The 20744-nt window shown below is 73.9% G+C and carries 20 protein-coding genes; 6 read left to right on the forward strand and 14 right to left on the reverse strand.

What is annotated here, in order from left to right; all coding sequences use genetic code 11:
* Positions 1-7 precede the first annotated feature (7 nt).
* The 3 genes from OF852_RS07525 to OF852_RS07535 are packed head-to-tail and all read right to left on the reverse strand — an operon-like array spanning position 8 to position 2984.
* Positions 8-1357 carry an LCP family protein gene (locus tag OF852_RS07525; protein ID WP_271118561.1) on the reverse strand — a complete coding sequence of 450 codons (1350 nt, stop codon included), beginning with the start codon at positions 1355-1357 and terminating at the stop codon, positions 8-10.
* Positions 1354-1887 carry a 5-(carboxyamino)imidazole ribonucleotide mutase gene (gene purE / locus OF852_RS07530; RefSeq protein ID WP_271118562.1) on the reverse strand — a complete coding sequence of 178 codons (534 nt, stop codon included), beginning with the start codon at positions 1885-1887 and terminating at the stop codon, positions 1354-1356. The genes OF852_RS07525 and purE overlap by 4 nt, the downstream gene beginning before the upstream one ends.
* 8 nt (positions 1888-1895) lie before the next feature.
* Positions 1896-2984 carry a 5-(carboxyamino)imidazole ribonucleotide synthase gene (locus OF852_RS07535; protein WP_271121134.1) on the reverse strand — a complete coding sequence of 363 codons (1089 nt, stop codon included), beginning with the start codon at positions 2982-2984 and terminating at the stop codon, positions 1896-1898.
* A 118-nt stretch (positions 2985-3102) separates the two neighbouring features.
* On the opposite strand from OF852_RS07535, the gene OF852_RS07540 reads away from it, so the two are divergent.
* Positions 3103-3705: a GtrA family protein gene (locus OF852_RS07540; protein ID WP_271118563.1), complete on the forward strand. Its 603-nt coding sequence runs from the start codon at positions 3103-3105 to the stop codon at positions 3703-3705.
* Here OF852_RS07540 and OF852_RS07545 read toward each other — a convergent pair.
* Genes OF852_RS07545 through OF852_RS07555 form a run of 3 tightly spaced genes read right to left on the reverse strand, consistent with a single transcriptional unit; the run spans position 3604 to position 6278 of the window.
* Complete coding sequence (locus tag OF852_RS07545) at positions 3604-4905, reverse strand: UDP-glucose dehydrogenase family protein (protein WP_271118564.1); 1302 nt, start codon at positions 4903-4905, stop codon at positions 3604-3606. The genes OF852_RS07540 and OF852_RS07545 overlap by 102 nt on opposite strands.
* Positions 4906-4936: 31 nt before the next feature.
* A complete protein-coding gene (locus OF852_RS07550; protein ID WP_271118565.1) occupies positions 4937-5479 on the reverse strand; it encodes a PH domain-containing protein in 543 nt (180 codons plus the stop codon).
* A gap of 4 nt (positions 5480-5483) precedes the next feature.
* Positions 5484-6278: a biotin--[acetyl-CoA-carboxylase] ligase gene (locus OF852_RS07555; RefSeq protein WP_271118566.1), complete on the reverse strand. Its 795-nt coding sequence runs from the start codon at positions 6276-6278 to the stop codon at positions 5484-5486.
* A 74-nt stretch (positions 6279-6352) separates the two neighbouring features.
* Here OF852_RS07555 and OF852_RS07560 point away from each other — a divergent pair, with 74 nt between their 5' ends.
* Positions 6353-7078, forward strand: a complete 726-nt coding sequence (locus OF852_RS07560) for a polyprenol monophosphomannose synthase (RefSeq protein WP_271118567.1) — start codon at positions 6353-6355, stop codon at positions 7076-7078.
* Between the two features lie 29 nt (positions 7079-7107).
* On the opposite strand, the gene OF852_RS07565 is transcribed toward OF852_RS07560, so the two are convergent.
* Positions 7108-8019, reverse strand: a complete 912-nt coding sequence (locus OF852_RS07565; RefSeq protein ID WP_271118568.1) for a hypothetical protein — start codon at positions 8017-8019, stop codon at positions 7108-7110.
* Positions 8020-8170: 151 nt separating this feature from the next.
* Between OF852_RS07565 and OF852_RS07570 the strand changes: the two genes are divergently transcribed.
* Both OF852_RS07570 and OF852_RS07575 read left to right on the forward strand, forming a co-directional pair.
* Complete coding sequence (locus tag OF852_RS07570) at positions 8171-9742, forward strand: acyl-CoA carboxylase subunit beta (protein ID WP_271121135.1); 1572 nt, start codon at positions 8171-8173, stop codon at positions 9740-9742.
* On the forward strand, positions 9739-9966 hold the full coding sequence (locus OF852_RS07575) for an acyl-CoA carboxylase epsilon subunit (protein ID WP_271118569.1): 228 nt from the start codon (positions 9739-9741) through the stop codon (positions 9964-9966). Before OF852_RS07570 ends, OF852_RS07575 begins: the two co-directional genes overlap by 4 nt.
* Before the next feature lie 602 nt (positions 9967-10568).
* Here the strand turns inward: OF852_RS07575 and OF852_RS07580 are convergent.
* Genes OF852_RS07580 through OF852_RS07595 form a run of 4 tightly spaced genes read right to left on the reverse strand, consistent with a single transcriptional unit; the run spans position 10569 to position 14839 of the window.
* Complete coding sequence (locus OF852_RS07580) at positions 10569-11603, reverse strand: hypothetical protein (RefSeq protein ID WP_271118570.1); 1035 nt, start codon at positions 11601-11603, stop codon at positions 10569-10571.
* A complete protein-coding gene (locus OF852_RS07585; protein ID WP_271118571.1) occupies positions 11600-12844 on the reverse strand; it encodes a sensor histidine kinase in 1245 nt (414 codons plus the stop codon). Before OF852_RS07585 ends, OF852_RS07580 begins: the two co-directional genes overlap by 4 nt.
* Entirely contained in the window at positions 12834-13556 is a 723-nt protein-coding gene (locus tag OF852_RS07590; RefSeq protein ID WP_271118572.1) for a response regulator transcription factor, read from the reverse strand. The genes OF852_RS07585 and OF852_RS07590 overlap by 11 nt, the downstream gene beginning before the upstream one ends.
* A 59-nt stretch (positions 13557-13615) precedes the next feature.
* On the reverse strand, positions 13616-14839 hold the full coding sequence (locus OF852_RS07595) for a class I SAM-dependent RNA methyltransferase (RefSeq protein ID WP_271118573.1): 1224 nt from the start codon (positions 14837-14839) through the stop codon (positions 13616-13618).
* A gap of 23 nt (positions 14840-14862) precedes the next feature.
* On the opposite strand from OF852_RS07595, the gene OF852_RS07600 reads away from it, so the two are divergent.
* Together OF852_RS07600 and OF852_RS07605 are read left to right on the forward strand one after the other, a co-directional pair.
* The gene (locus OF852_RS07600) at positions 14863-15507 is read left to right on the forward strand and encodes a Maf family protein (protein WP_271118574.1); all 645 of its coding nucleotides are present in this window, start codon (positions 14863-14865) and stop codon (positions 15505-15507) included.
* 121 nt (positions 15508-15628) lie between these two features.
* On the forward strand, positions 15629-17395 hold the full coding sequence (locus OF852_RS07605; protein WP_271118575.1) for an acetyl/propionyl/methylcrotonyl-CoA carboxylase subunit alpha: 1767 nt from the start codon (positions 15629-15631) through the stop codon (positions 17393-17395).
* A 104-nt stretch (positions 17396-17499) separates the two neighbouring features.
* Here the strand turns inward: OF852_RS07605 and OF852_RS07610 are convergent, their stop codons facing one another.
* The 3 genes from OF852_RS07610 to OF852_RS07620 form a co-directional block, all read right to left on the reverse strand.
* A complete protein-coding gene (locus tag OF852_RS07610) occupies positions 17500-18450 on the reverse strand; it encodes a hypothetical protein (protein ID WP_271118576.1) in 951 nt (316 codons plus the stop codon).
* Between the two features lie 182 nt (positions 18451-18632).
* On the reverse strand, positions 18633-19277 hold the full coding sequence (locus OF852_RS07615; protein WP_271118577.1) for a DedA family protein: 645 nt from the start codon (positions 19275-19277) through the stop codon (positions 18633-18635).
* A 14-nt stretch (positions 19278-19291) separates the two neighbouring features.
* Complete coding sequence (locus OF852_RS07620) at positions 19292-20728, reverse strand: NAD(P)H-quinone dehydrogenase (RefSeq protein WP_271118578.1); 1437 nt, start codon at positions 20726-20728, stop codon at positions 19292-19294.
* Positions 20729-20744: the final 16 nt, after the last annotated feature.

A 20744-nucleotide genomic window follows, 5' to 3' on the forward strand; every position in this document is an offset into this window, starting at 1 on the left:
GGGGGCGCTACGGTGCCGGGCTCGGCGTCGCGGGCCGGTTGGCGCGCGCGACCTCGGCGTGGATCGCCGCGTAGTCCGGGTACACCGGGTCCCACTCCGGCGGCACGAACTCGACGTCCGTGATGTCGTGCTCGCGGCTCTTCTCGGCCAGGTCGGCGAAGTGCCCGAGCATCCCCTGCGGGATGTCGGTCGAGACGACCTCGCCGCTCGCCTGCGCGACCGCCTGGAACCGCGCGATCACGTTCGCGGGGTCGGCCTGCGACAGGATCGCCTCCTGCACCTCGCGCTGCCGCTTCATGCGGTCGTAGTCGGTCGTGCCGTAGCGCGAGCGCGCGTACCAGAGCGCCTCCGCGCCGTTCAGGGTGCGCTTGCCGGCCCGCAGGTAGCCGTCCGGTTCCTTCGGGTTGCCGTACTGGTCGGTGTTGGGCCCGATCGGCAGATCCTGCTTCACGTCGATCTCGACGCCGCCGAGCGCGTCGATGAGGTCGGTGAAGCCCTGCATGTCGATGAGCACGTAGTACTGGATCGCGAGCCCCGTGATCCCCTCGGCCGCATCCCGCATGGCCTCGATGCCGGGGTCGCTGCCGGCATCCAGCGCCTCGGGGTAGAGGTCGGGGTGCTCGTGCCCGTAGGTCCACAGGTAGCTGACGAGGCACTCGTCGCCGCAGTCGTAGCCGTTCGGGAAGTCCTGATACAGCGGCGAGCCCTCGGAGAAGGGCGCGCGCTGGAGGTTGCGCGGGATGCCGAAGATGGAGACCGCGCCGGTCGCCGCCTCGATGCTCACGACCGAGATGCTGTCGGGCCGCAGGCCCTGGCGGTCGGCCCCGGCGTCGCCGCCGAGGAGGAGGATGTTGTAGCGCCCGTCGATCGGCTCGGCGACGTTCCCGCCCGAGAACACCTGGTCGAGGAGGCCGATGCCGGAGACGATGTTCACCACCCCGAATGCGGCGCCGCCGGTCGTCGCGGCGAGGGCGACGACGGACAGCATCGCGATGGCCCCGCGCGCGCTCGGCCGCGTCTTCACGAGCCGCACGAGGCGGAGCGTGTCGAGCCCGAGGACGATCCACAGGATGCCGTAGAAGGCGATGAGGGCGACGATCGCCCAGAGCGCGATCGAGTTGGTGAGCACGGTGAGGGCCTGCGTGCGGAACAGCACGAAGCCGAGGACGCCGAGCACCGCGAGGACCCAGAGCAGCAGGGTCGCGCCGAGCCCGAAGCGGCCGAGACGGCGGCTGCCGGCGAGCACCTGCGCGGAGCCGGGGATGAGGATCCCGAGGAGGACGAGCCACCAGCCCCGCCGCGTCATCACGGAGGGGGAGCCGGTGTCCGGGTAGCGGACGGGGAGGGCCGCGCTCACCGGCCGCGCTGCAGGTCCGCGTTCTTCTGCGCCACGAGCTCCTCGAGCCCGGCGGCGTAGTCCTCGAGCCGGGCCTGCAGCGCCCGGTCCGAGGTGGCGAGGATGCGGGCCGCGAGGATCCCCGCGTTCTTGGCCCCGCCGATGGAGACGGTCGCGACGGGGATGCCGGCCGGCATCTGCACGATCGAGAGGAGGGAGTCGAGGCCGTCGAGCCGCGAGAGCGGCACCGGGACGCCGACGACGGGGAGCGTCGTGAGGGACGCGATCATGCCGGGGAGGTGGGCGGCGCCGCCCGCGCCCGCGATGATGACGCGGGTGCCGCGGCCGGCGGCCTCCTCGGCGAAGGCGAGCATGCGCTTGGGGGTGCGATGCGCGGAGACGACCTCGACCTCGGCCTCGACGCCGAGCTCGGCGAGGATCTCGGCCGCCGCCTGCATGGTGGGCCAGTCGGAGTCGGAGCCCATGACGATGGCGACGGGCGGCACCGGGGCGGCGTTCTCGGGGGCGGGGGTCGCTGGCACGGATGCCATGCTAGGGCTCAACCCTCGAAGAACCCCGCTGCGGCACGCGCCCGCGCGAGCGTCTCGCCCGGCTCGCCGCCCGTCGTCGTCACGTGGCCGACCTTGCGCCCGGGGCGGGAGGCCTTGCCGTAGAAGTGGAACCTCGTCTCCGGCCGCGCGGCGAGCGCCTCGGGGTAGCGGATCGGCATGGGGCCGTCGGCGGGCCCGCCGAGCACGTTGACCATGACGCTCCAGGGCGCGGTCGGCGCCGGGTCGCCGAGCGGCAGATCGGCGACGGCCCGCAGGTGCTGCTCGAACTGGCTCGTCACGGCGCCGTCGATCGTCCAGTGGCCGGTGTTGTGGGGGCGCATCGCGAGCTCGTTGACGAGGAGCCGGCCGTCGCGCGTCTCGAACAGCTCCACCGCGAGGACGCCGGTCACCTCCAGCCCGTTGGCGATGGATGCGGCGAGCTCCGCGGCGGGGCCGGCGAGCGCCTCCGAGTCGGGGGCCGGGGCGGTCACCTCGGCGCAGACCCCGTCGCGCTGCACCGTCTCGACGAGCGGCCAGGCGCGCAGCTCGCCGGAGGGGCGGCGGGCGACGGACTGCGCGAGCTCGCGGCGGAAGTCGACGAGCTCCTCGACGAGGAGGGCGGCATCCGCGCCGTGCTCGGCGACCGCGAGGAACCAGTCGTCGGCCTGATCGGCGGCGCGGACCACGCGCACGCCCTTGCCGTCGTAGCCGCCGCGCGGGGTCTTCACGACGGCCGCGCCGCCGTGCGCCTCGAGGAAGTCGGCGAGCTCGGCGGCGTCCCGGACCCTCGCCCAGGCGGGGACGGGCGCGCCGAGCTCGGCGAGCCGCTCGCGCATCGTGATCTTGTCCTGGGCGACGGCGAGCGCACCGGGGCCCGGGTGCACGCGCACGCCCGCCTCGACGAGCTCGCGCAGCACCGCCTGCGGCACGTGCTCGTGATCGAAGGTGACCACGTCGACGCCGCGGGCGAAGTCGAGGACCGTCGCCGCATCCCGGTAGTCGCCGACCTGCGTCGCCGCGAGCGCGGCCGACATCCCCGGCTCCTCCGCGAGGACGCGGAGCTCGAGCCCCAGGCCGACGGCCGGGGGGATCATCATGCGGGCGAGCTGCCCGCCGCCGATGACGCCGATGATCACGAGGGGCTCCGAATCTGTCGCAGGGCGGGCGGCTAGACTGCCGCACGCTCGAGCCTATCCCCGACGAGAGGGCCCCTGGATGCGCGCCCTGCTCACGCAGTTCGCCCGCTTCGGCGTGGTCGGCGGGGTCGGCTTCCTCATCGATCTCGGCATCTTCAACCTGCTCATCGCGACCGTCCTGCACCCGGACCGGCTCCACGAGGGGCCGGTCATCGCGAAGGCCGTCTCGACCTCGGTGGCGATCGGCGCGAACTGGGTCGGCAACCGCTTCTGGACCTTCCGCGAGCACCGCGGCCGCCGGGTCGTGCGGGAGGGGGTCGAGTTCGGGATCGTGAGCGTCGGCGGCATGGGCATCGGCCTGCTCTGCCTCTGGGTGTCGCGCTATCTGCTCGGCTTCGAGTCGGTGCTCGCCGACAACGTGGCCGCGAACGTCGTCGGCCTCGGCCTCGGCACGGCGTTCCGCTTCGCGCTCTACCGCAGCTGGGTGTTCGCGCCGCGGCGCGGCGAGCGCCTCACCGAGGCGGAGCGGGATGCCGCGGCGGCCCGGGCGGCCGACGCCGGGGGCTCAGGGTCCGAGGGCTCAGGGGCGGCCGGGAGCGCGGTACGTCCAGCCGGCCTCGCGCCAGACGGCGGGGTCGAGGCAGTTGCGGCCGTCGACGACGGCTCGCTGCGCGACCGCTGAGCCGACCGTCTCGGGGTCGAGGGCGCGGAAGGCCTTCCACTCCGTGAGGACGAGCACCGCCTCGGCACCCTCGAGCGCCTCCTCGGCGCTCGCCGCGTAGCCGAGCTCGGGGTGGATGCGGCGCGCCGTCTCGATCGCCTCCGGGTCGAAGGCGCGCACCTCGACGCCGAGCGCACGGAGGCGGGCCGCGACATCGAGGGCGGGCGAGTCGCGGACGTCGTCCGAGTCGGGCTTGAAGGCGAGGCCGAGCACGGCGACGCGGCGCCCCGCGGCATCCCCGCCGAGCGCCTCGACGGCGAGCTCGACGACGCGATCGCGGCGGCGCAGGTTGATCGCGTCGACCTCCTTGAGGAAGCCGACCGAGTGCCCGACGCCGAGCTCCTCGGCGCGGGCCATGAAGGCGCGGATGTCCTTCGGGAGGCAGCCGCCGCCGAAGCCGATGCCGGAGTTGAGGAAGCGGCGGCCGATGCGCGCGTCGTGCCCGATCGCGTCCGCGAGGACGGTGACGTCGGCACCGGTGGCCTCCGCGACCTCCGCCATCGCGTTGATGAAGGAGATCTTCGTCGCGAGGAAGGCGTTCGCGCTCACCTTGACGAGCTCGGCGGTCGCGAAGTCGGCGACGAGCCGCGGGGTCTCGTCGGCGAGGGCGCTCGCGTAGATCGCGTCGAGCTGGGCGGCCGCGCGCTCGTCGCCGTCGGCGACGCCGTACACGAGGCGGTCGGGGTGGAGGGTGTCCTGGACGGCGAAGCCCTCGCGCAGGAACTCGGGGTTCCAGGCGAGCGTCGCGCCCGTCGCGGCGACCTTCTCCGCGAGGCGGGCGGCCGTGCCGACGGGGACGGTCGACTTGCCGACCACGAGGGCGCCCGCGCCCAGGTGCGGGAGGAGGGCGTCGATCGCGGCGTCGACGAAGCGGAGGTCGGCGGCCTCGCTGCCCGCCTGCTGCGGGGTCCCGACGGCGACGAAGTGCACCTCGGCGCCGGCGGCCTCCGCCATGTCCGTGCTGAAGCGGAGGCGTCCGGAATCGCGGCCGGAGGCGAGCAGCTCGGGGAGCCCCGGCTCGAAGAAGGGGGCCGAGCCGGCGGCGAGGGTGGCGACCTTGCCGGGGTCCACATCGATGCCGATGACGTCGTGCCCGAGTTCGGCCATGCAGGCCGCGTGGACCGCGCCGAGATAGCCGCATCCGATGACCGAGATCTTCACCCGGAGAACGTTACACGCTCGTGACGGCGCGTCACCGGGGCCCGAGATCGCCCGTCGCACGGCGCGCCTGCTCCTGCTGGCGGCGGCCGGAGACGGTCGTCGAGGCGGCCTCCATCAGCTCCGAGAGGGAGGCCTGCACGAGGATCGCGCTCGGCACGTCTCGGAGGCGGATCGGCTGCTCGAGACCCGAGTTCACGAGCACGTCGCCGCTCCCGAACAGGCCCTGCAGGCCGCGTCGGCGCACCGTCACGTCGTAGCCGCGGCTGTGGAGCAGCTCCTGCCGGGTGCGGACCAGGATGCCGTGGCGTAGCACGACGCGGCGGCTCGTGATCGTCGCCGATGTCGAGAGCCAGCGCAGGAGCGGGCCGAGGACGCCGAGGACGACGAGCAGCGCAGCCGCCCCGAGCACCGCGATGCGCTGCCAGTCCTCCGCGAGCGCGCCGAGCGCCCAGCCCGCCCCGCCGAGGACGGCCACGAGCAGCACGCTCGGCCAGAACAGCGCGCGGCCGTGCGGGTGCAGCCTCGCGACGACGACCTCGCGCGGTCGGGGCGGCGCCGGATCGTCGAGACTCATGCGATCACCGGTGCCGCAGGTGCACGACATCGCCCGCCGCGACATCCAGCGGGGTGCCGTCGTCGAGGACGACGTGGAGGCGGCCGGCGGCGTCCAGGTCGGTCGCGAGGCCCGTCGCGGGCTCCCGCCCGGGCAGCTCGACACGCACCCGGCGTCCGAGGGTGCCGCAGGCGGCTCTCGCCGAGGCGCGGAGGCCGGAGCGCTCGGCGTCGCCGTCATGGGCGGCGAGCGCCCGCACGAGCTCGTCCAGGCGGCCGAGGTAGTCGTCGAGGAGCGCCGCCGCGTCCACCCGTCCGCCCTCGATCGCGAGCGAGGTCGCCGTCTCGACGGGGAGCTGCGCCGCCGTCATGGCGGTGTTGACCCCCGAGCCGACGACGGCGCCCGAGCGGTCGACGAGGAGCTCGGCGAGGATCCCGCAGATCTTCCGCTCCCCCACGAGCACGTCGTTCGGCCACTTCAGCTGCACGGCGTCGCGTCGCGCGGCCGGGAGGGCGGCGCGCACCGCCGCGGTCATCGCGACGCCCGCCGCGATGGGCAGCCAGCCCGCCTGCTCCGGGGCGAGGCGCCCGGCCTCGAGCCGGATGAGGACGGAGGCCGCGAGGGAGGCGCCCGCGGGCGCGGTCCAGACGCGGTCGAGGCGGCCGCGGCCCGCGGTCTGCTCGAGCGTCGCGACCGCCGTGAGGTGCGGGAGGCCGGGATCGGCCGTGGCGAGGGCGGCGAGCGCCGAGTTCGTGGAGGGCGAGCGCGCCAGCCAGCGGACCGCGCCGGCGCCCGCCCCGGTGCCGTCGCTCGCGCTCATGCGTCGAGCATAGGTGCGCCGGCGGTCGCCGCCCGGGCACGGCGCGGCACCCGGGATCGCCTAGAGTCGTGACGATGTCCGCCCGCCCGCTCGTCGTGATGCCGACCTTCGACGAGGCCGACAACCTCGAGCGCACCGCCGCGCTCGTCCTCGCGGCGGACCCCCGCGTCGACCTCCTCGTCGTCGACGACGACAGCCCCGACGGCACGGGCGCGATCGCCGACCGGCTCGCCGCCGCCGAGCCCCGCATCCGCGTCCTCCACCGACGTCGCCGCGACGGGCTCGGGCGCGCCTACCTGGAGGGCTTCCGGCTCGCGATCGAGCATGGCGCGACGGTCGTCATCGAGATGGACGCCGACGGCTCGCATCCCGCCGACCGCCTCCCCGCCCTCCTCGACGCGCTCGACGCCGGCGCCGATCTCGCGATCGGCTCGCGCTGGGTCCCCGGCGGGCGGGTCGTCGACTGGCCGTGGCTGCGCCGTGCGCTCAGCCGCGGCGGCAACGCCTACGCGCGCATCGCGCTCGGGATCCCGGTGCGGGATGCGACGGCCGGCTTCCGCGCCTACCGCGCGGAGCGCCTCGCCGGCCTCGATCTCGACGGCGTGCACTCGCGCGGCTACTGCTTCCAGATCGACATGACGCTCCGCGCCCACGACGCGGGCCTCCGCATCGCCGAGGTGCCGATCGCCTTCACGGAGCGCGTCGCCGGCCGCTCCAAGATGAGCGGCGCGATCATCGCCGAGGCGATGCTGCGCGTGACCGTCTGGGCGCTGCGCCGCCGCCTCCGCCGCCCGCGCTGACCCGCCCCCGCGCCCCGCGCGCGGGCCGGTCAGGCGCGCAGCGCCTCGAGCGGCGTCGGCCGCAGGCGCGAGCCCGAGCCCTCGAGCACGAGCGCGAGGCTCGAGAGCGCGCTCGTCGGCAGCGCGTGCACCTCGAGCGGCTCGCGCGCGCCCGCGAGCGCGAGCTCGACCGGCAGCTCCGAGGCGAGCCGGATGACGCCGGGGATGCCGGCGACGGCCTCCCGCAGGGCGCGCGGCTCGCGGCGGTGCGGGAGGTACGCGAGCTCCCCCTCCGAGGCGAGCAGGCCGATCCAGCCGAGATACGCCTCCTGCGCGAGCCGCCCGTCGACGCTGAGCGCGCTGCCGAGCAGCACGCGCGCGCCGGGGAGCTCGAGGATGGGCGCATCGCGCACCGAGCGCAGCCACGCGAAGCGGTGGCCCGTCACGCCCGCGCCGCGGCGCGCGAGCTCCGCGACCGGCGCCCGGTCGGCGTACATCGTGAACGCGTGCAGCCGACCGCGGGCCATGAGCCGCTCGAGCCGGGCGCCCGCGAGCGCGCCGAGGTCGCGCGCGAGCCGCGACTCCGGCACGCCCGGGCGCGCGTAGGGCGCCGCGCCCGTGATCGCCGCGGCGAGGTGCAGCGCCTGCGCGCCGTCGTCGAGCAGCACCAGTTCGCGGGGCCGCAGCACCGCCGAGGCCAGCCGGAACTGGCCCGAGAGCGCATCCCCGACCGCCCAGGTCCGGGCTCCTGCGAGCAGCGACCACGGGATCCCGAGGTACGGCACGCAGCTCGCGAACGGCGCGCCCTCCCGCTCGAGCCGGGACACGGTCGCCGCCATCTCCGGTCCGGTCACGCGGTAGGCGACGTCTGGCCGCGTCCCCGTCGCCGCCGCCCACTCGGCCGCCCCCAGGAGCTGGAGCGGGGACTCCGCCCAGACCGCGTGCGCCGACTCGCCGTGCATCCGGCCAGCATCCCCCGCCCCGGTGAACAGCCGGTGCCGCGTCGTCGAACACTGCAAGATCCCGGCGCGTTCCTCGTGGGGAGGCGACAGACGCGCGCCGGAGGGGGATCGGTAGTCTGGGCGGGTGACCGACGACGCAGCCACGCCCGACATGATGACGACCGCGGGGCGGATCGCCGACCTCAAGCACCGCTACCACGAGGCCGTGACCGCCTCGGGCGAGGCCGCGATCCAGAAGCAGCACGCGAAGGGCAAGAAGACGGCCCGCGAGCGCATCGAGCAGCTCCTCGACCAGGGCAGCTTCGTCGAGCTCGACGAGTTCGTCCGCCACCGCACGCACGCCTTCGGCATGGACCGCAACCGGCCGTACGGGGATGCGGTCGTCACCGGCACCGGCACCATCCACGGCCGCCAGGTGGCCGTCTACGCGCAGGACTTCACGATCTTCGGCGGCTCGCTCGGCGAGGTCGCGGGCGAGAAGATCATCAAGGTCATGCAGCTGGCCCTCCGCACGGGCGTGCCCATCATCGGCATGCTCGACTCGGGCGGGGCGCGCATCCAGGAGGGCGTCGTCGCCCTCGGCAAGTACGGCGAGATCTTCAAGCTCAACACGGCCGCCTCGGGCGTCATCCCCCAGATCTCGATCATCATGGGGCCGGCGGCGGGCGGCGCCGTCTACTCGCCCGCGCTCACCGACTTCGTGATCATGGTCGACAAGACGAGCCAGATGTTCGTCACAGGCCCGGATGTCATCAAGACCGTCACCGGCGAGGACGTCGGCATGGAGGAGCTCGGCGGGGCGCTCACCCACAGCACGCGCACGGGCGTCTCGCACTACATGGCGGACGACGAGGACGACGCGCTCGACTACGCTCGCGGGCTCGTCAGCTTCCTGCCGGACAACAACATGGCCGACCCGGTCGTGTACGAGAGCGAGGTCGAGCTCGAGACGACGGACGCCGACCGGCGCCTCAACACGATCATCCCGGACTCGCCCAACCAGCCCTACGACGTGCACGAGATCATCGAGCACGTGGTCGACAACGGCGACTTCCTCGAGGTGCAGCCGCTCTTCGCGCCGAACATCGTCGTCGGCTTCGCCCGCGTCGAGGGCCGCAGCGTCGGCATCATCGCGAACCAGCCGAACCAGATGGCCGGCACCCTCAACATCGAGGCCGGCGAGAAGGCGGCGCGCTTCGTCCGCTTCTGCGACGCCTTCAACATCCCGATCATCACCCTCGTCGACGTGCCCGGCTACCTGCCCGGCACCGACCAGGAGTGGACGGGCGTCATCCGCCGCGGCGCGAAGCTGCTCTACGCCTACGCCGAGGCGACGGTGCCGCTCGTGACCGTCATCACCCGCAAGGCCTACGGCGGCGCCTACATCGTCATGGGCTCGAAGCAGCTCGGCGCCGACCTCAACTTCGCCTGGCCGACCGCCGAGATCGCCGTGATGGGCGGCCAGGGCGCCGTCAACATCCTCTACCGCGGCGAGATCAGGAAGGCGGAGGAGGCCGGCGAGGACGTCGCGGCCGTCCGGACCCGCCTCGCCAACGAGTACACCTACAACGTCGCCTCGCCGTTCCTCGCGGCGGAGCGCGGCGAGCTCGACGGGGTCATCGAGCCGGCGGCGACGCGCGTCGCGATCATCAAGGCGCTGCGCGCGCTCCGCACGAAGCGGGCCGAGCTGCCCCCCAAGAAGCACGGGAACATCCCGCTGTGAGCGCGGAGGGCGAGGGCGCCGCGGCGCCCGACATCCGCATCGTCGCCGGGGCGCCGACGACCGAGGAGCTCGCGGCCCTCACGGCGGTGCTCGCGGTCGCGCTCGACGGGATCGCGAGCGAGTCGCGCCGGGAGCCCGTCCGCGGCCCGAGCCAGTGGGAGCTGAGCCGGCGTGCGCCGCGACGGCGTCCGGCGCCGGGAGCCTGGGGCCACCTGCGCGGGTGATCACGGCGGGATCCTGCGGATCCCGTCGCCCGCACGACGGATTCCGTCGATCTCGACCCCGCACCCCGGCGGATGTCGCGGAAACGGGCAGAATGTACCCCGTCATCCCGCGCTCGCGGATCCGAATCGGCTTGTTTTCGGGCCTCGCTGCCCGTTTGTGTTGCGAAATGTCCCCCAGGAGTCCCCCGAAATGATGACTGTTCCGATTGGGGCAGACCGGGCATTCTTGATGCATCGCCGAGGTGCAACACCTCGGCACTGCTCATCGGCTGACTAGGGTAAGCAAGCCGATGATGTGGGGGCGAGTCAGGGCGATATTCGGGTTGTCGCCCTGACTCGAAACGTACGAAGGGCCGGACGGGACGTCCGGCCCTTCGGTCGTTAACCCACGCGCCCCTGTCGCTGCACCAGACCCCTCCCCGGCATCCCCTCGACCGATGCCGGACAGCGTCCCGCACCCACGTCGTCTGGGCGAGCGAAGCGACGCCCGTCCCCGCGGCGGCGCTGGCTCGGGCCTGGCGGGCGGCGCGACGCAGGAGCACCGCGGGATGCGGCGCCGCGGGGACGGGCGTCGCGCAGCGGGCGAACCCACCCCGGCAGAACTAGAGGACCTGACGAGGGATCTCGAGCCACAGCTCGACCTCGTCCTCCCCCTCCTCCTGCCCGAGCATCGCCGCGCGCTCGTCGCCGCTGCGCAGCCCGACCACGGTGACCGCGACATCGGAGCCCTCCGGCACGGTCCGCGCGATGAGCTTGTCGGCCCGGCTGGTGCGCAGCGCCTCGGCGAGCTGCTCGAGCACGCGCGCCAGCTCGACCTCCTCCAGGTCGTCGATGCCGCCCTCGTCGAGGAGGGTGACGATGGTGCCGCGCCGCCGCGCGAGCATCACCTGGCGCCGCACCCCGTCATCGAGGAGCTTGCGGCCGCGGATCTCGTCGCGGATCGCCCCCTCGAGGTGGAGGCATTCGGCGCGCTCCGCCGCGGTGAGCTCGCCGGCGGACTGGCGGATGCGCTGCAGCATCGGCAGCGCCATGATGCTCGTCTGGCCGAGGCGGAACTGCCGCTCGTTGAGGTGCGCCTCCTGCGCGGCCTGCCATTCGGTGGCCTCCCGCTCGGCGACGGCGAAGCGGCGCGAGTCGCGGAGCGCCTTCGAGAGCGCGTTCGTGATGATGTGCGAGACGCCGACCCAGGATGCCGAGCCGATGACGCCGAGCGGGCCCAGCGCGGCGGGTCCGCCCCAGAGGATCGTCTGGACGCCGAGGAACGCGATCCCGGTCCAGGCGAAGCCGGCGCGGCCGCGCGTGGCGACGATCGTGAGGAGGGTGCCGACCGCGGCGACGTACCAGGTGGCGTAGCCGTTGCCGCCGAAGCGCTGCGGGTCGAGCACGGAGGAGACGAGGAGCGGGAGCGCGAGCGTGGCGGCGACGGCGAAGCCGGCCATCCAGACGGGCATCCGGCTGCCGCCGACGGGGAGGAGCGCGACGACGGTCGCCGCCGCGTAGAGGACGATCGCGGCGATGACCGGCCCGGGCCGGTCGGCGTAGCCGAACTGCAGCGAGTACACGGCAAGCACGATGTGGTAGCTCGAGAACAGGGCCGCGAGGCCGACGACGATGTACCGCGGGACGCCGATCCTCATGACGCCCCCTCCCCCGGGGCCGCGGCGGCGGGCGCCGGCCAGGCGAGCGTCACGCGGGTGCCCTCGCCGGGCGCCGAGTCGAGGGTGGCCTCGCCGCCCGCGCTCGCGACGCGCTCGAGGATGGAGACGCGGACGCCGAGGCGCTCCGTCGGCACCTCCTCGGGGTCGAAGCCGCGGCCCTCGTCGCCGATCTCGACGACGATCCCGCCGTCCTCGCCGCGCACCGCCGCCCAGCGGCGGACCCCGGACCCCGCATGCTGGAGGCTGTTCACCATGGCCTGCACGGCCGCCGAGTAGACCGCCTCGGCGACGGCGATCGGCACGGACCCCTGCCCGACCCCGCTCGTGCGGACCTCGAACGGCTGCGACATCGTGGAGGCCGCATCCCCGATGCGGCTCGCGACGACGCCGACGCCGACCACGGCATCCGAGTCGGGAGCGGAGCCGGAGGCGTCGCGGAGGTGGCCGATCGCGTTCCCCGCCATGGTCGCGGCGAGCTGCTTCGCGTCGGGCGTGAGGGCGCGGGCCGCCGAGAGGAGCGTGGTGAGGACGCTGTCGTGGACGATGGCGTCGACCTGGACGCGCTCCGCCTCGATGGCGTGCTGGCGCACCGCGTGCGAGTAGCGGGTGAGCGCGGTCTGCTGCGCGCGGTCGACGGCGGAGGCCGCCGTGCGGAGCATGGTGACGATGATGGTGATGACCCCGCCGAGGATGATCGAGTAGACGGAGTCGAGGGTCGCCTGCGTCGGCGAGACGCCGCCGCCCTCGGGGGTGATGCGGATCACGGCGTAGATGGCGGGCACGGCGATGACGTACAGGGTGGCGATGCGGACGTCGAAGGCGATCGTCGCGGTCGCGGTCGCGATGGTGAGGAGGAAGTAGAGCCAGAAGCTGGTGGCCGGCGCCGAGCCGAGGTCGAGGACCGCGAACGGCCAGGAGATGAGCGCGGCGACGTAGACGATCGCGAAGGCGCCCTGCGCGATCCGCACGAGCCGGCCGACGACGCTCGCCGCGATCGCGAACACGAGGCTCGCGACGAGCGCCGCGACGAGGACGATGGACCAGGCCGGGTGCAGGTTCGGCAGCTGCTCGACCATGAGCGGCACCGACTGGGCGAAGAACGCGACGCCGAAGCCGGCGGCGGAGCGCGCGATCGCGGAGTCGACGCGGGTGAGGCTCAGCGGGTTCGGGACCACCCGCTCCCGCGGGAGCTCGAGGGTCGCCCGGTCGCTACCGGCCATCGGGCGCGTCGGGGTCGAGGCCCGGCAGGATGCCGTCCTCGACCGCACGGCGCAGCAGGTCCACCTTCGTCGGGGCGGGGCGGCCGACCTCCACGTACTTCACCCGGATCCGGTCGAGGTACTCGCGGGCGGTCGAGTAGCCGATCCCGAGCTGCTCGGCGGCGAGCTTGAGCGGGAGGCCGGAGGCGTACAGGTGGAGGATCTCGCGCTCGCGACGGCCGAGCTGCGCTTTCGCGAAGTCGCGGTCGGCGTCGATCGCGGTCGCCCACTCGAGGTTGTTGAGCACCTCGCCTCGCGCGACCGTCGCGGCGGCGGCGAGCACGGTGCTCGTCGCGGAGGCCTTCGGGATGACGCCGGCGGCCCCGGCGGCGAGCGCCTCGCGGACGAGCGCGACGCGGTCGGCGATCGAGTGGATGAGGACGGCGGCGCCGAGCGCCTGCACCCGCTTCACGTTGTCGGTGACGCTGGAGCCGTCGCCGAGCGACAGGTCGAGGACGACGACGTCGACCTCGCGGCCGGCGAGCCCCTCGATGAGCGAGCCGACGTCGGAGGCGGCCATCATGACATCCGCGCCCTCGTCCGCGAACGCGGCCTTGAGGCCGAGCCGGACCGACTCGTGGTCGTCGACGATGCCGACCCGGATCGGGCGCGCAGGCGTCTGGAAGCCCGTCTCGCTCTCGACGGCCGCCCTGTCTGCGATGGTGTCCGCCATCCCGGCCCCCTCGTGGTCGTCCCGGCGATCCCGCCGGTGCTGCGATCCTAGCGCCGGGCTCAGGCCCGGGTGAAGGTCGCCACGGCCTCGACGTGATGTGTCGAGGGGAAGAGGTCGAGCGCGCGGACGGCGCCCGGCTCGTAGCCGAGCTCGCGGAGGATGCCGACGTCGCGTCCCAGGGCGACCGGGTCGCAGGCGACGTAGACGAGCTGGGCGGGCGACACGGCGGCGAGACCCTCGAGCACCTCGCGCCCGGCGCCCGAGCGCGGCGGGTCGAGGACGACGGTCGCGGCGGCGAGGCGGGCGCGCTCCGTCGGGGAGGCCTCCCGCAGGCCGCGCACGTGGTGCTCGACCTTCGAGGTGATCGCCTGCGCGCCGAGCCAGTCGGCGAGGTTCTCGGCGGCGTGCTCGGTGGCGCGCTCCGAGCTCTCGACGCTCGTGATGCGGACCCCTGGGCCGAAGCGGTCGCCGACCGCGGCGGCGAGCAGGCCGACGCCGCCGTAGAGGTCGAGGTTCGCGGCCTTCGGGTCGAAGCGCTCCGGGTCGATCGCCTCCTGCACGGCGGCGGTGAGGGCGGCCGGCGCCTCGCGGTGCACCTGCCAGAAGCCGGTGTCGTCGACGCGGAACTCGCGCTCGCCGACCGTCTCGACGACGAGGCTCGGGCTCTGCCGGCCGATCACGAGACGCGCGCCCCCCTGGCTCGGCGCGAGCACGTCGACGGTCTGCTCGCCGGGGAACGCCTCGTCGAGCGGGGCGACCTCGCGGAGCGCCTCGACCGCGAGCGGGAGGTCGCGGACGTGGATGACGCGGTGGCTGCGGGCCGCATACGGGCCGACCGTGCCGTTGTCGGAGACCTGGAGGCGGACGCGGGTCCGCCATCCCGTGCCGTCCGCGGGGCCGGCGAGCGCCTCCACCTCGATGTCGCGCTCGAGGCCCCCGAAGCGCTGGAGGGCGTCGCGGAGGACCGCCGCCTTGAGCTCGCGCTGGTGGCCGATCTCGATGTGCCCGTAGTCGGCGCCGCCCGCACGGCGGCCGGGCTCGCGCTCGACGGCGGCCTCCGCCCAGACGTGCTCGCGGCGGTGCGGGCTCGCCTCGACGACCCGGAGCGCCTCCGCGCGCCAGAACGACTTCTTGCGGTCGTCGACGATCCGGGCGAGCACCCGCTCGCCGGGGATCACGTCGGGCACGAAGATCACGCGCCCCTCGTGCCGCGCGACCGCGACCCCGCCGTGCGCCATGTTGCCGATCTCGAGCTCGACCTCGCGGCCCTGCATCTCACCCATGACACCGAGCATAGGATCGCGCCGTGCGCCTCATCCTCGCCTCGACCTCCCCCGCCCGGCTCGCGCTCCTCCGCTCCGCCGGGATCGAGCCCGCGCTCGTCTCCCCCGGCGTCGACGAGGCGGCGGCGGTGCGGGAGGCGGAGGCCGAGCGCGGCGCGCCGCTCGCCGCGGCCGAGATGGTGCAGCTGCTCGCCCGCGCGAAGGCGGAGGCCGTGCTCGGCGCGCGCCTCGACGGCCGCCCGCTCGACGGCCTGGTGCTCGGCGGCGACTCCGCCTTCGAGCTCGACGGCGCGATCCACGGCAAGCCGCACCTTCCCGCGGTCGCGCGCGAGCGGTGGATGCGGCAGCGCGGGCGCACGGGCGTCCTGCATTCCGGCCACTGGCTGATCCGGGTGCGGGACGGCGAGGTCGTCGGCGCCGCAGGCCGAGCGGATGCGGCGACCGTGAGCTTCGCCGAGGACCTCGCGGAGGCCGAGATCGAGGCGTACATCGCGACCGGCGAGCCCCTCCTCGTCGCGGGCGCCTTCACGATCGACAGCCTCGGCGGCCCCTTCATCAGCCGCATCGAGGGCGCACCCTCGACGGTCGTCGGGCTGAGCCTGCCGCTGCTGCGGCAGCTCGCGGGCGAGCTCGGCGTCGCCTGGCCGGAGTTCTGGTCGGGGCGCTGAGCCGCGCGGCCGGCCGACCGCCTGCGCGACCGCCTCTGTCGGTTTCCGCCGAGCCGCATCCCCCCGTTTTGTCGGAGTGCGACAACCGGGGGGTCTCCCGGTGCGCCTAGGCTGGATGACTATGGCGCGCATCACGAAGGTCCTCGTCGCGAATCGTGGAGAGATCGCCGTCCGGGTCATCCGGGCTGCACGGGATGCGGGCCTCGGCTCCGTCGCGGTCTACTCCGACCAGGATCGCGACGCCCGTCACGTCAAGCTCGCGGACGAGGCCTATGCCCTCGACGGCACGACGAGCGCCCAGACGTACCTCGTCATCGACAAGCTCCTCTCGATCGCCCGCCGCTCCGGCGCCGACGCGATCCACCCCGGCTACGGCTTCCTGGCCGAGAACGCCGAGTTCGCGCGCGCCGTCATCGGCGCCGGGATCACCTGGATCGGGCCGTCGCCGGAGGCCATCGAGCGCCTCGGCGACAAGGTGTCCGCCCGCCACGTGGCCGAGAAGGTCGGCGCCCCGCTCGCACCCGGCACGCTCAACCCGGTCGCGGACGCCTCCGAGGTCCTCGCCTTCGCCGACGAGGTCGGCCTGCCCGTCGCCATCAAGGCGGCCTTCGGCGGCGGCGGCCGCGGTCTCAAGGTCGCCCGCACCCGCGAGGAGGTGCCGGAGCTCTTCGAGTCCGCCACCCGCGAGGCCGTCGCCGCCTTCGGCCGCGGCGAGTGCTTCGTCGAGAAGTACCTCGACGAGCCGCGACACGTCGAGACCCAGTGCCTCGCGGACGCGCACGGCAACGTCGTCGTCATCTCGACCCGCGACTGCTCGCTGCAGCGCCGCCACCAGAAGCTCGTCGAGGAGGCGCCCGCGCCATACATCACCGACGAGCAGCGCGAGCTCCTCTCCACCTCCTCGAAGGCGATCCTCAAGGAGGTCGGCTACCTCGGCGCCGGCACCTGCGAGTTCCTCATCGGCAAGGACGGCACGGTCTCCTTCCTCGAGGTGAACACCCGCCTCCAGGTCGAGCACCCGGTCTCCGAGGAGGTCACCGGCATCGACCTGGTCCGCGAGCAGTTCCGCCTCGCGGAGGGCGAGGAGCTCGGCTACGGCGACCCCGAGGTCCACGGGCACTCGATCGAGTTCCGCATCAACGGCGAGGACCCGGGCCGCGGCTTCCTGCCCATGCCGGGCCCCGTGCAGGTGCTCCGCTTCCCCGGCGGGCCCGGCGTTCGCGTCGACTCGGGCGTCACCACGGGCGATGTCATCTCGGGCGCCTTCGACTCGCTGCTCGCGAAGCTCATCGTCACCGGCTCCGACCGCGAGGACGCACTCGAGCGCGCCCGCCGCGCCCTCGACGAGTTCGAGGTCGCCGGCCTCCCGACCGTCCTCCCATTCCACCGGAAGATCGTGCGCGACCCGGCCTTCACGGCGCCGGACGGCGTCTTCGGCGTCTACACCCGCTGGATCGAGACCGAGTTCGACAACGACCTCGAGCCCTGGGGCGGCCAGCTCGACGACCCGGCGCCCGCCGAGCGCCGGCACGAGGTCGTGGTGGAGGTCGACGGCAAGCGCGTCGCCGTCTCCCTGCCGACGCAGCTCCTGCCCTCCTCGGGCGGCAGCGTCTCCGCGGCGCCCGCCCCGAAGCGGCGCTCCGGCGGCGGCTCGGGCGCGGTCGGCGCCTCGGGGGATGCCGTCAAGGCGCCCATGCAGGCGACGATCGTCAAGGTCGCGGTCGCGGAGGGCGATCAGGTCGTCAAGGGCGACCTCGTGCTCGTCCTGGAGGCGATGAAGATGGAGCAGCCGATCGCCGCCCACAAGGACGGCACGGTCGGCGCGATCACGGCGGAGCTCGGCGCGACCGTCTCCTCGGGCACGCAGCTCCTCACGATCGTCGGCTGAGCGCGCGCCCGCCCGCGCGCCGCTGCGCCCGCCCGCTGCGCCCGCCTCACGAGGTGGTTTCTCCGCGTTCGCCGCGAGGATCCGCGCGGCGAACGCGGAGAAACTCACCTCGCGCGGGCCCGAGTCGGGCGGAGGCCGCCCGAGCGGAGGATGCCGTCGAGCGCTCGCGGGGACCTCGCGTCCGCCCACTCCCAGCGGACGATGTCGTCGACCAGCGCGCGCAGCCGGGATTCTCGACGCTTCTCCGCGAGCACGACCTCGGCGACGCTCCGACCGCCGGTGAGCTCGTGGCGGACGTACTTCGCGACGCCGTCGAACTCGCCGACGAGGCCCACCTCGGGCCACCAGAAGTCGACCGCCCCGATCAGCCCCTGCGCGTCGTGGAACTCCTGCTGGAGCACGGGGGCCGGGAAGCCGAGGGAGCGGATGCGGCACCGGCTCAGCGACTCCCCGGGTGACTCGGCGCGCCCGTCGGCCAGTTCGAGCATCCTGTCGATCCGGCTCGCCCCGCGGACATGCCCGGCCTCATCGCGTGCCCGCTCGAGGTCGGCGAGATCGACCGAGCGTCCGGTCGCCGTTCGCCCCGCGAGCGCGGCGTCCGCCATCGCGAGCGACACGTCGAGCGGACGCGTCGCGGCGACATCCACGATGGTCCGAGCGAGCCCGCTCGCCCGGATGCCGTCGATCCGCTGGCCGTGTCGCACCGGGGAGCCGCGGTGCCGGATGAGCCCCGTCCGAGATCGCGCCGAGCTGTCGTTCGGGATCGTCGTCTCGACCCGATCCGGCCAGGGGCCGATGATGGGCAGCCGCCACATCGCCGCAGCCGAGAGGTGGGTGACCGGCTGGTCGTCGGGGCGACGCGCCACCTCGGCCGCGATCCGACATCGGAAGCGTCCGTCGGAATCGAGCGAGGACCAGGTGTCGGCGTCGAGGTAGGCGCCGACCGCGACCCGCACGATCCTGCCGGCTGCGGCATCCCTCGACATCGCGGCGCGGTCGCGACGGGCGAGATCCTCGCGGGTGAGGAGGATGTGGTCGAGCGGGAGTCCGTCCATCGGGCCATGCTGTCCGACGGGGCCGGACCGACGACCACGCGAGCGGGTCCCTGGGGACAGCCGCCGCCGTCCGCCGCCTGTGGAGGACGGCCCCCGCCCCCGCCAGATGTGAGTTTCTCCGCACTCGCCGCGAGGATCCGCACGGCGAACGCGGAAAAACTCACCCCACGGGGAGGCCAGGGTTACTCGGCGGGGGCGGCGGCGCGGCGGCGGCGGACGCGGCGGACGATCAGCCAGGCGAGGACGCCGAGGATCGCCGCGTAGACGACGTAGTCGAGATACCCCGAGTACCGATCGATGAGCTCGTAGTGCGGGCCCAGCGCGAAGCCGAGCCCGACGAGGAGGCCGTTCCAGAGCCCCGAGCCGAGGATCGTGAAGAGGCTGAACGACCACAGCGGCATGCGCTCCGCCCCCGCCGGCAGCGACACGAGCGAGCGGATGCCGGGCACCAGGCGCCCGAAGAACACCGACTTGCGCCCGTGGCGCCGGAACCACGCGGAGCTCTTCTCGAAGTCCTCCCGGTCGACGAGCGGCAGCTTCGAGAGCAGCCGCACCGAGCGCTCGTGCCCGAGCCCGCGCCCGAGGCCGTAGAGGACGAGCGCGCCGAGATAGGCGCCCGCGGTCGCGGCGACGAGGACGAGCGCGAGATCCATCGCGCCGAGCGCGGCGAGGAATCCCGCGAGCGGGAGCACGACCTCGCTGGGGATCGGCGGGAACACCGTCTCGACGAAGGTGAGGACGGCGACCCCGAGCTCCCCCAGCGCGTCGATCACGCGCGCCGCGATGCCGACGAGGCCGTCGAGCTCCCGGATCAGGTCTTCTCCCACGGGAGACGATCCTCTCAGCCCACGATGTGCATCGCCCGAGCGGCATCCGTGATGCTGCCCGACAGCGAGGGGTACACGCTGAAGGCGCGGGCGAGCTGGTCCACCGTCAGGCGGTGCTCGACCGCGAGCGCGATCGGCAGCACGAGCTCCGAGGCCTTCGGCGCGACGACGACGCCGCCGATCACCGTGCCGGAGCCGGTGCGGGCGAACAGCTTCACGAAGCCGTCCTTGATGCCCATCATCTTCGCGCGCGGGTTCGAGGCGAGCGGCAGCTTGTAGATGTCGCCCTGCGCGATGCCCTCCTCGATCTGCTTCTGCGACCAGCCGACCGTCGCGATCTCGGGCTGCGTGAAGATGTTCGAGGTCACGTTGCGGAGCTCGGTCGGCGACACCGCATCCCCCATCGCGTGGTACACGGCGGTGCGCCCCTGCATGGAGGCGACGGAGGCGAGGGGCAGCAGGTCGCTGCAGTCGCCCGCCGCGTAGATCGACGGGACCGAGGTGCGCGCCACGCGGTTGACGCGGATGTGGCCCGACTCGGCGAGCTGGACCCCCGCCTCCTCGAGCCCGATGCCGGCGGTGTTCGGGATGGAGCCGACCGCCATGAGGCAGTGGGAGCCGCGGACCTCGCGACCGTCGGAGAGCGTCACCACGACCTCGTCGCCGTCGCGCTCCACCTTCTCGGCACGGCTCTTCGACAGCACCTGGAGGCCGTTGCGCTTGAAGACGTTCTCGATGACGCGGGCCGCATCCGCGTCCTCGCCGGGGAGGACCTGGTCTCGGCTCGAGACGAGCGTGACCTCGGCGCCCAGCGCGCGGTAGGCGGAGGCGAACTCGGCACCGGTCACGCCCGAGCCGACGACGATGATGTGCTCGGGCACCTCGTCGAGCATGTAGAGCTGGGTCCAGGTGAGGATGCGCTCGCCGTCCGGCTTCGCGGACGGCAGGATGCGGGGGCTGGCCCCCACCGACACGACCAGCGTGTCCGCGTCGATCTCGTCGAAGTCGGTGCGCGCCTTCCCCTTGCCGGTCGAGACGACCAGCCGGTTCGGGCCGTCCAGTCGGCCGTCGCCCTGCACGATCCGCACGCCCGCCTTGATGAGCTGCGACTTCATGTCCTCCGACTGCTGGCGGGCGAGCATGAGGAGGCGGCGGTTCACCGCCTCCAGGTTCACGGTGACGCTCGGGCGCGAGGCCCGGCCCGACTCGGTGCGCGTGAAGAATTGGACGCCCAGATCGCCGGCCTCGCCGATCGCGTTCGAGGCCTCCGCCGTCGCGATGAGGGTCTTCGAGGGGACGACGTCGGTGAGGACGGCCGAGCCGCCGACGCCGATGCGCTCCACGAGCGTCACCTCCGCGCCGAGCTGGGCGCCCGCGAGCGCCGCCTCGTAGCCGCCCGGACCGCCGCCCAGGACCGCGATCCGCTGGCTGCGCTCGAAGGTGAAGGTCATGACCACGATTCTTCCA

Source organism: Homoserinibacter sp. YIM 151385, from assembly GCF_027912415.1.
Taxonomy (GTDB): Bacteria; Actinomycetota; Actinomycetes; order Actinomycetales; family Microbacteriaceae; genus Schumannella.

Excerpts from the sequence above, each read along its gene's own strand:
- purE (WP_271118562.1), bottom strand. The coding sequence starts at position 1,887 with ATGGCATCCGTGCCAGCGACCCCCGCCCCCGAGAACGCCGCCCCGGTG.
- OF852_RS07535 (WP_271121134.1), bottom strand. The coding sequence starts at position 2,984 with ATGATGATCCCCCCGGCCGTCGGCCTGGGGCTCGAGCTCCGCGTCCTC.
- OF852_RS07540 (WP_271118563.1), top strand. The coding sequence starts at position 3,103 with ATGCGCGCCCTGCTCACGCAGTTCGCCCGCTTCGGCGTGGTCGGCGGG.
- OF852_RS07550 (WP_271118565.1), bottom strand. The coding sequence starts at position 5,479 with ATGAGTCTCGACGATCCGGCGCCGCCCCGACCGCGCGAGGTCGTCGTC.
- OF852_RS07555 (WP_271118566.1), bottom strand. The coding sequence starts at position 6,278 with ATGAGCGCGAGCGACGGCACCGGGGCGGGCGCCGGCGCGGTCCGCTGG.
- OF852_RS07560 (WP_271118567.1), top strand. The coding sequence starts at position 6,353 with ATGTCCGCCCGCCCGCTCGTCGTGATGCCGACCTTCGACGAGGCCGAC.
- OF852_RS07565 (WP_271118568.1), bottom strand. The coding sequence starts at position 8,019 with ATGCACGGCGAGTCGGCGCACGCGGTCTGGGCGGAGTCCCCGCTCCAG.
- OF852_RS07570 (WP_271121135.1), top strand. The coding sequence starts at position 8,171 with ATGATGACGACCGCGGGGCGGATCGCCGACCTCAAGCACCGCTACCAC.
- OF852_RS07580 (WP_271118570.1), bottom strand. The coding sequence starts at position 11,603 with ATGAGGATCGGCGTCCCGCGGTACATCGTCGTCGGCCTCGCGGCCCTG.
- OF852_RS07585 (WP_271118571.1), bottom strand. The coding sequence starts at position 12,844 with ATGGCCGGTAGCGACCGGGCGACCCTCGAGCTCCCGCGGGAGCGGGTG.
- OF852_RS07590 (WP_271118572.1), bottom strand. The coding sequence starts at position 13,556 with ATGGCGGACACCATCGCAGACAGGGCGGCCGTCGAGAGCGAGACGGGC.
- OF852_RS07595 (WP_271118573.1), bottom strand. The coding sequence starts at position 14,839 with ATGGGTGAGATGCAGGGCCGCGAGGTCGAGCTCGAGATCGGCAACATG.
- OF852_RS07605 (WP_271118575.1), top strand. The coding sequence starts at position 15,629 with ATGGCGCGCATCACGAAGGTCCTCGTCGCGAATCGTGGAGAGATCGCC.
- OF852_RS07610 (WP_271118576.1), bottom strand. The coding sequence starts at position 18,450 with ATGGACGGACTCCCGCTCGACCACATCCTCCTCACCCGCGAGGATCTC.
- OF852_RS07620 (WP_271118578.1), bottom strand. The coding sequence starts at position 20,728 with ATGACCTTCACCTTCGAGCGCAGCCAGCGGATCGCGGTCCTGGGCGGC.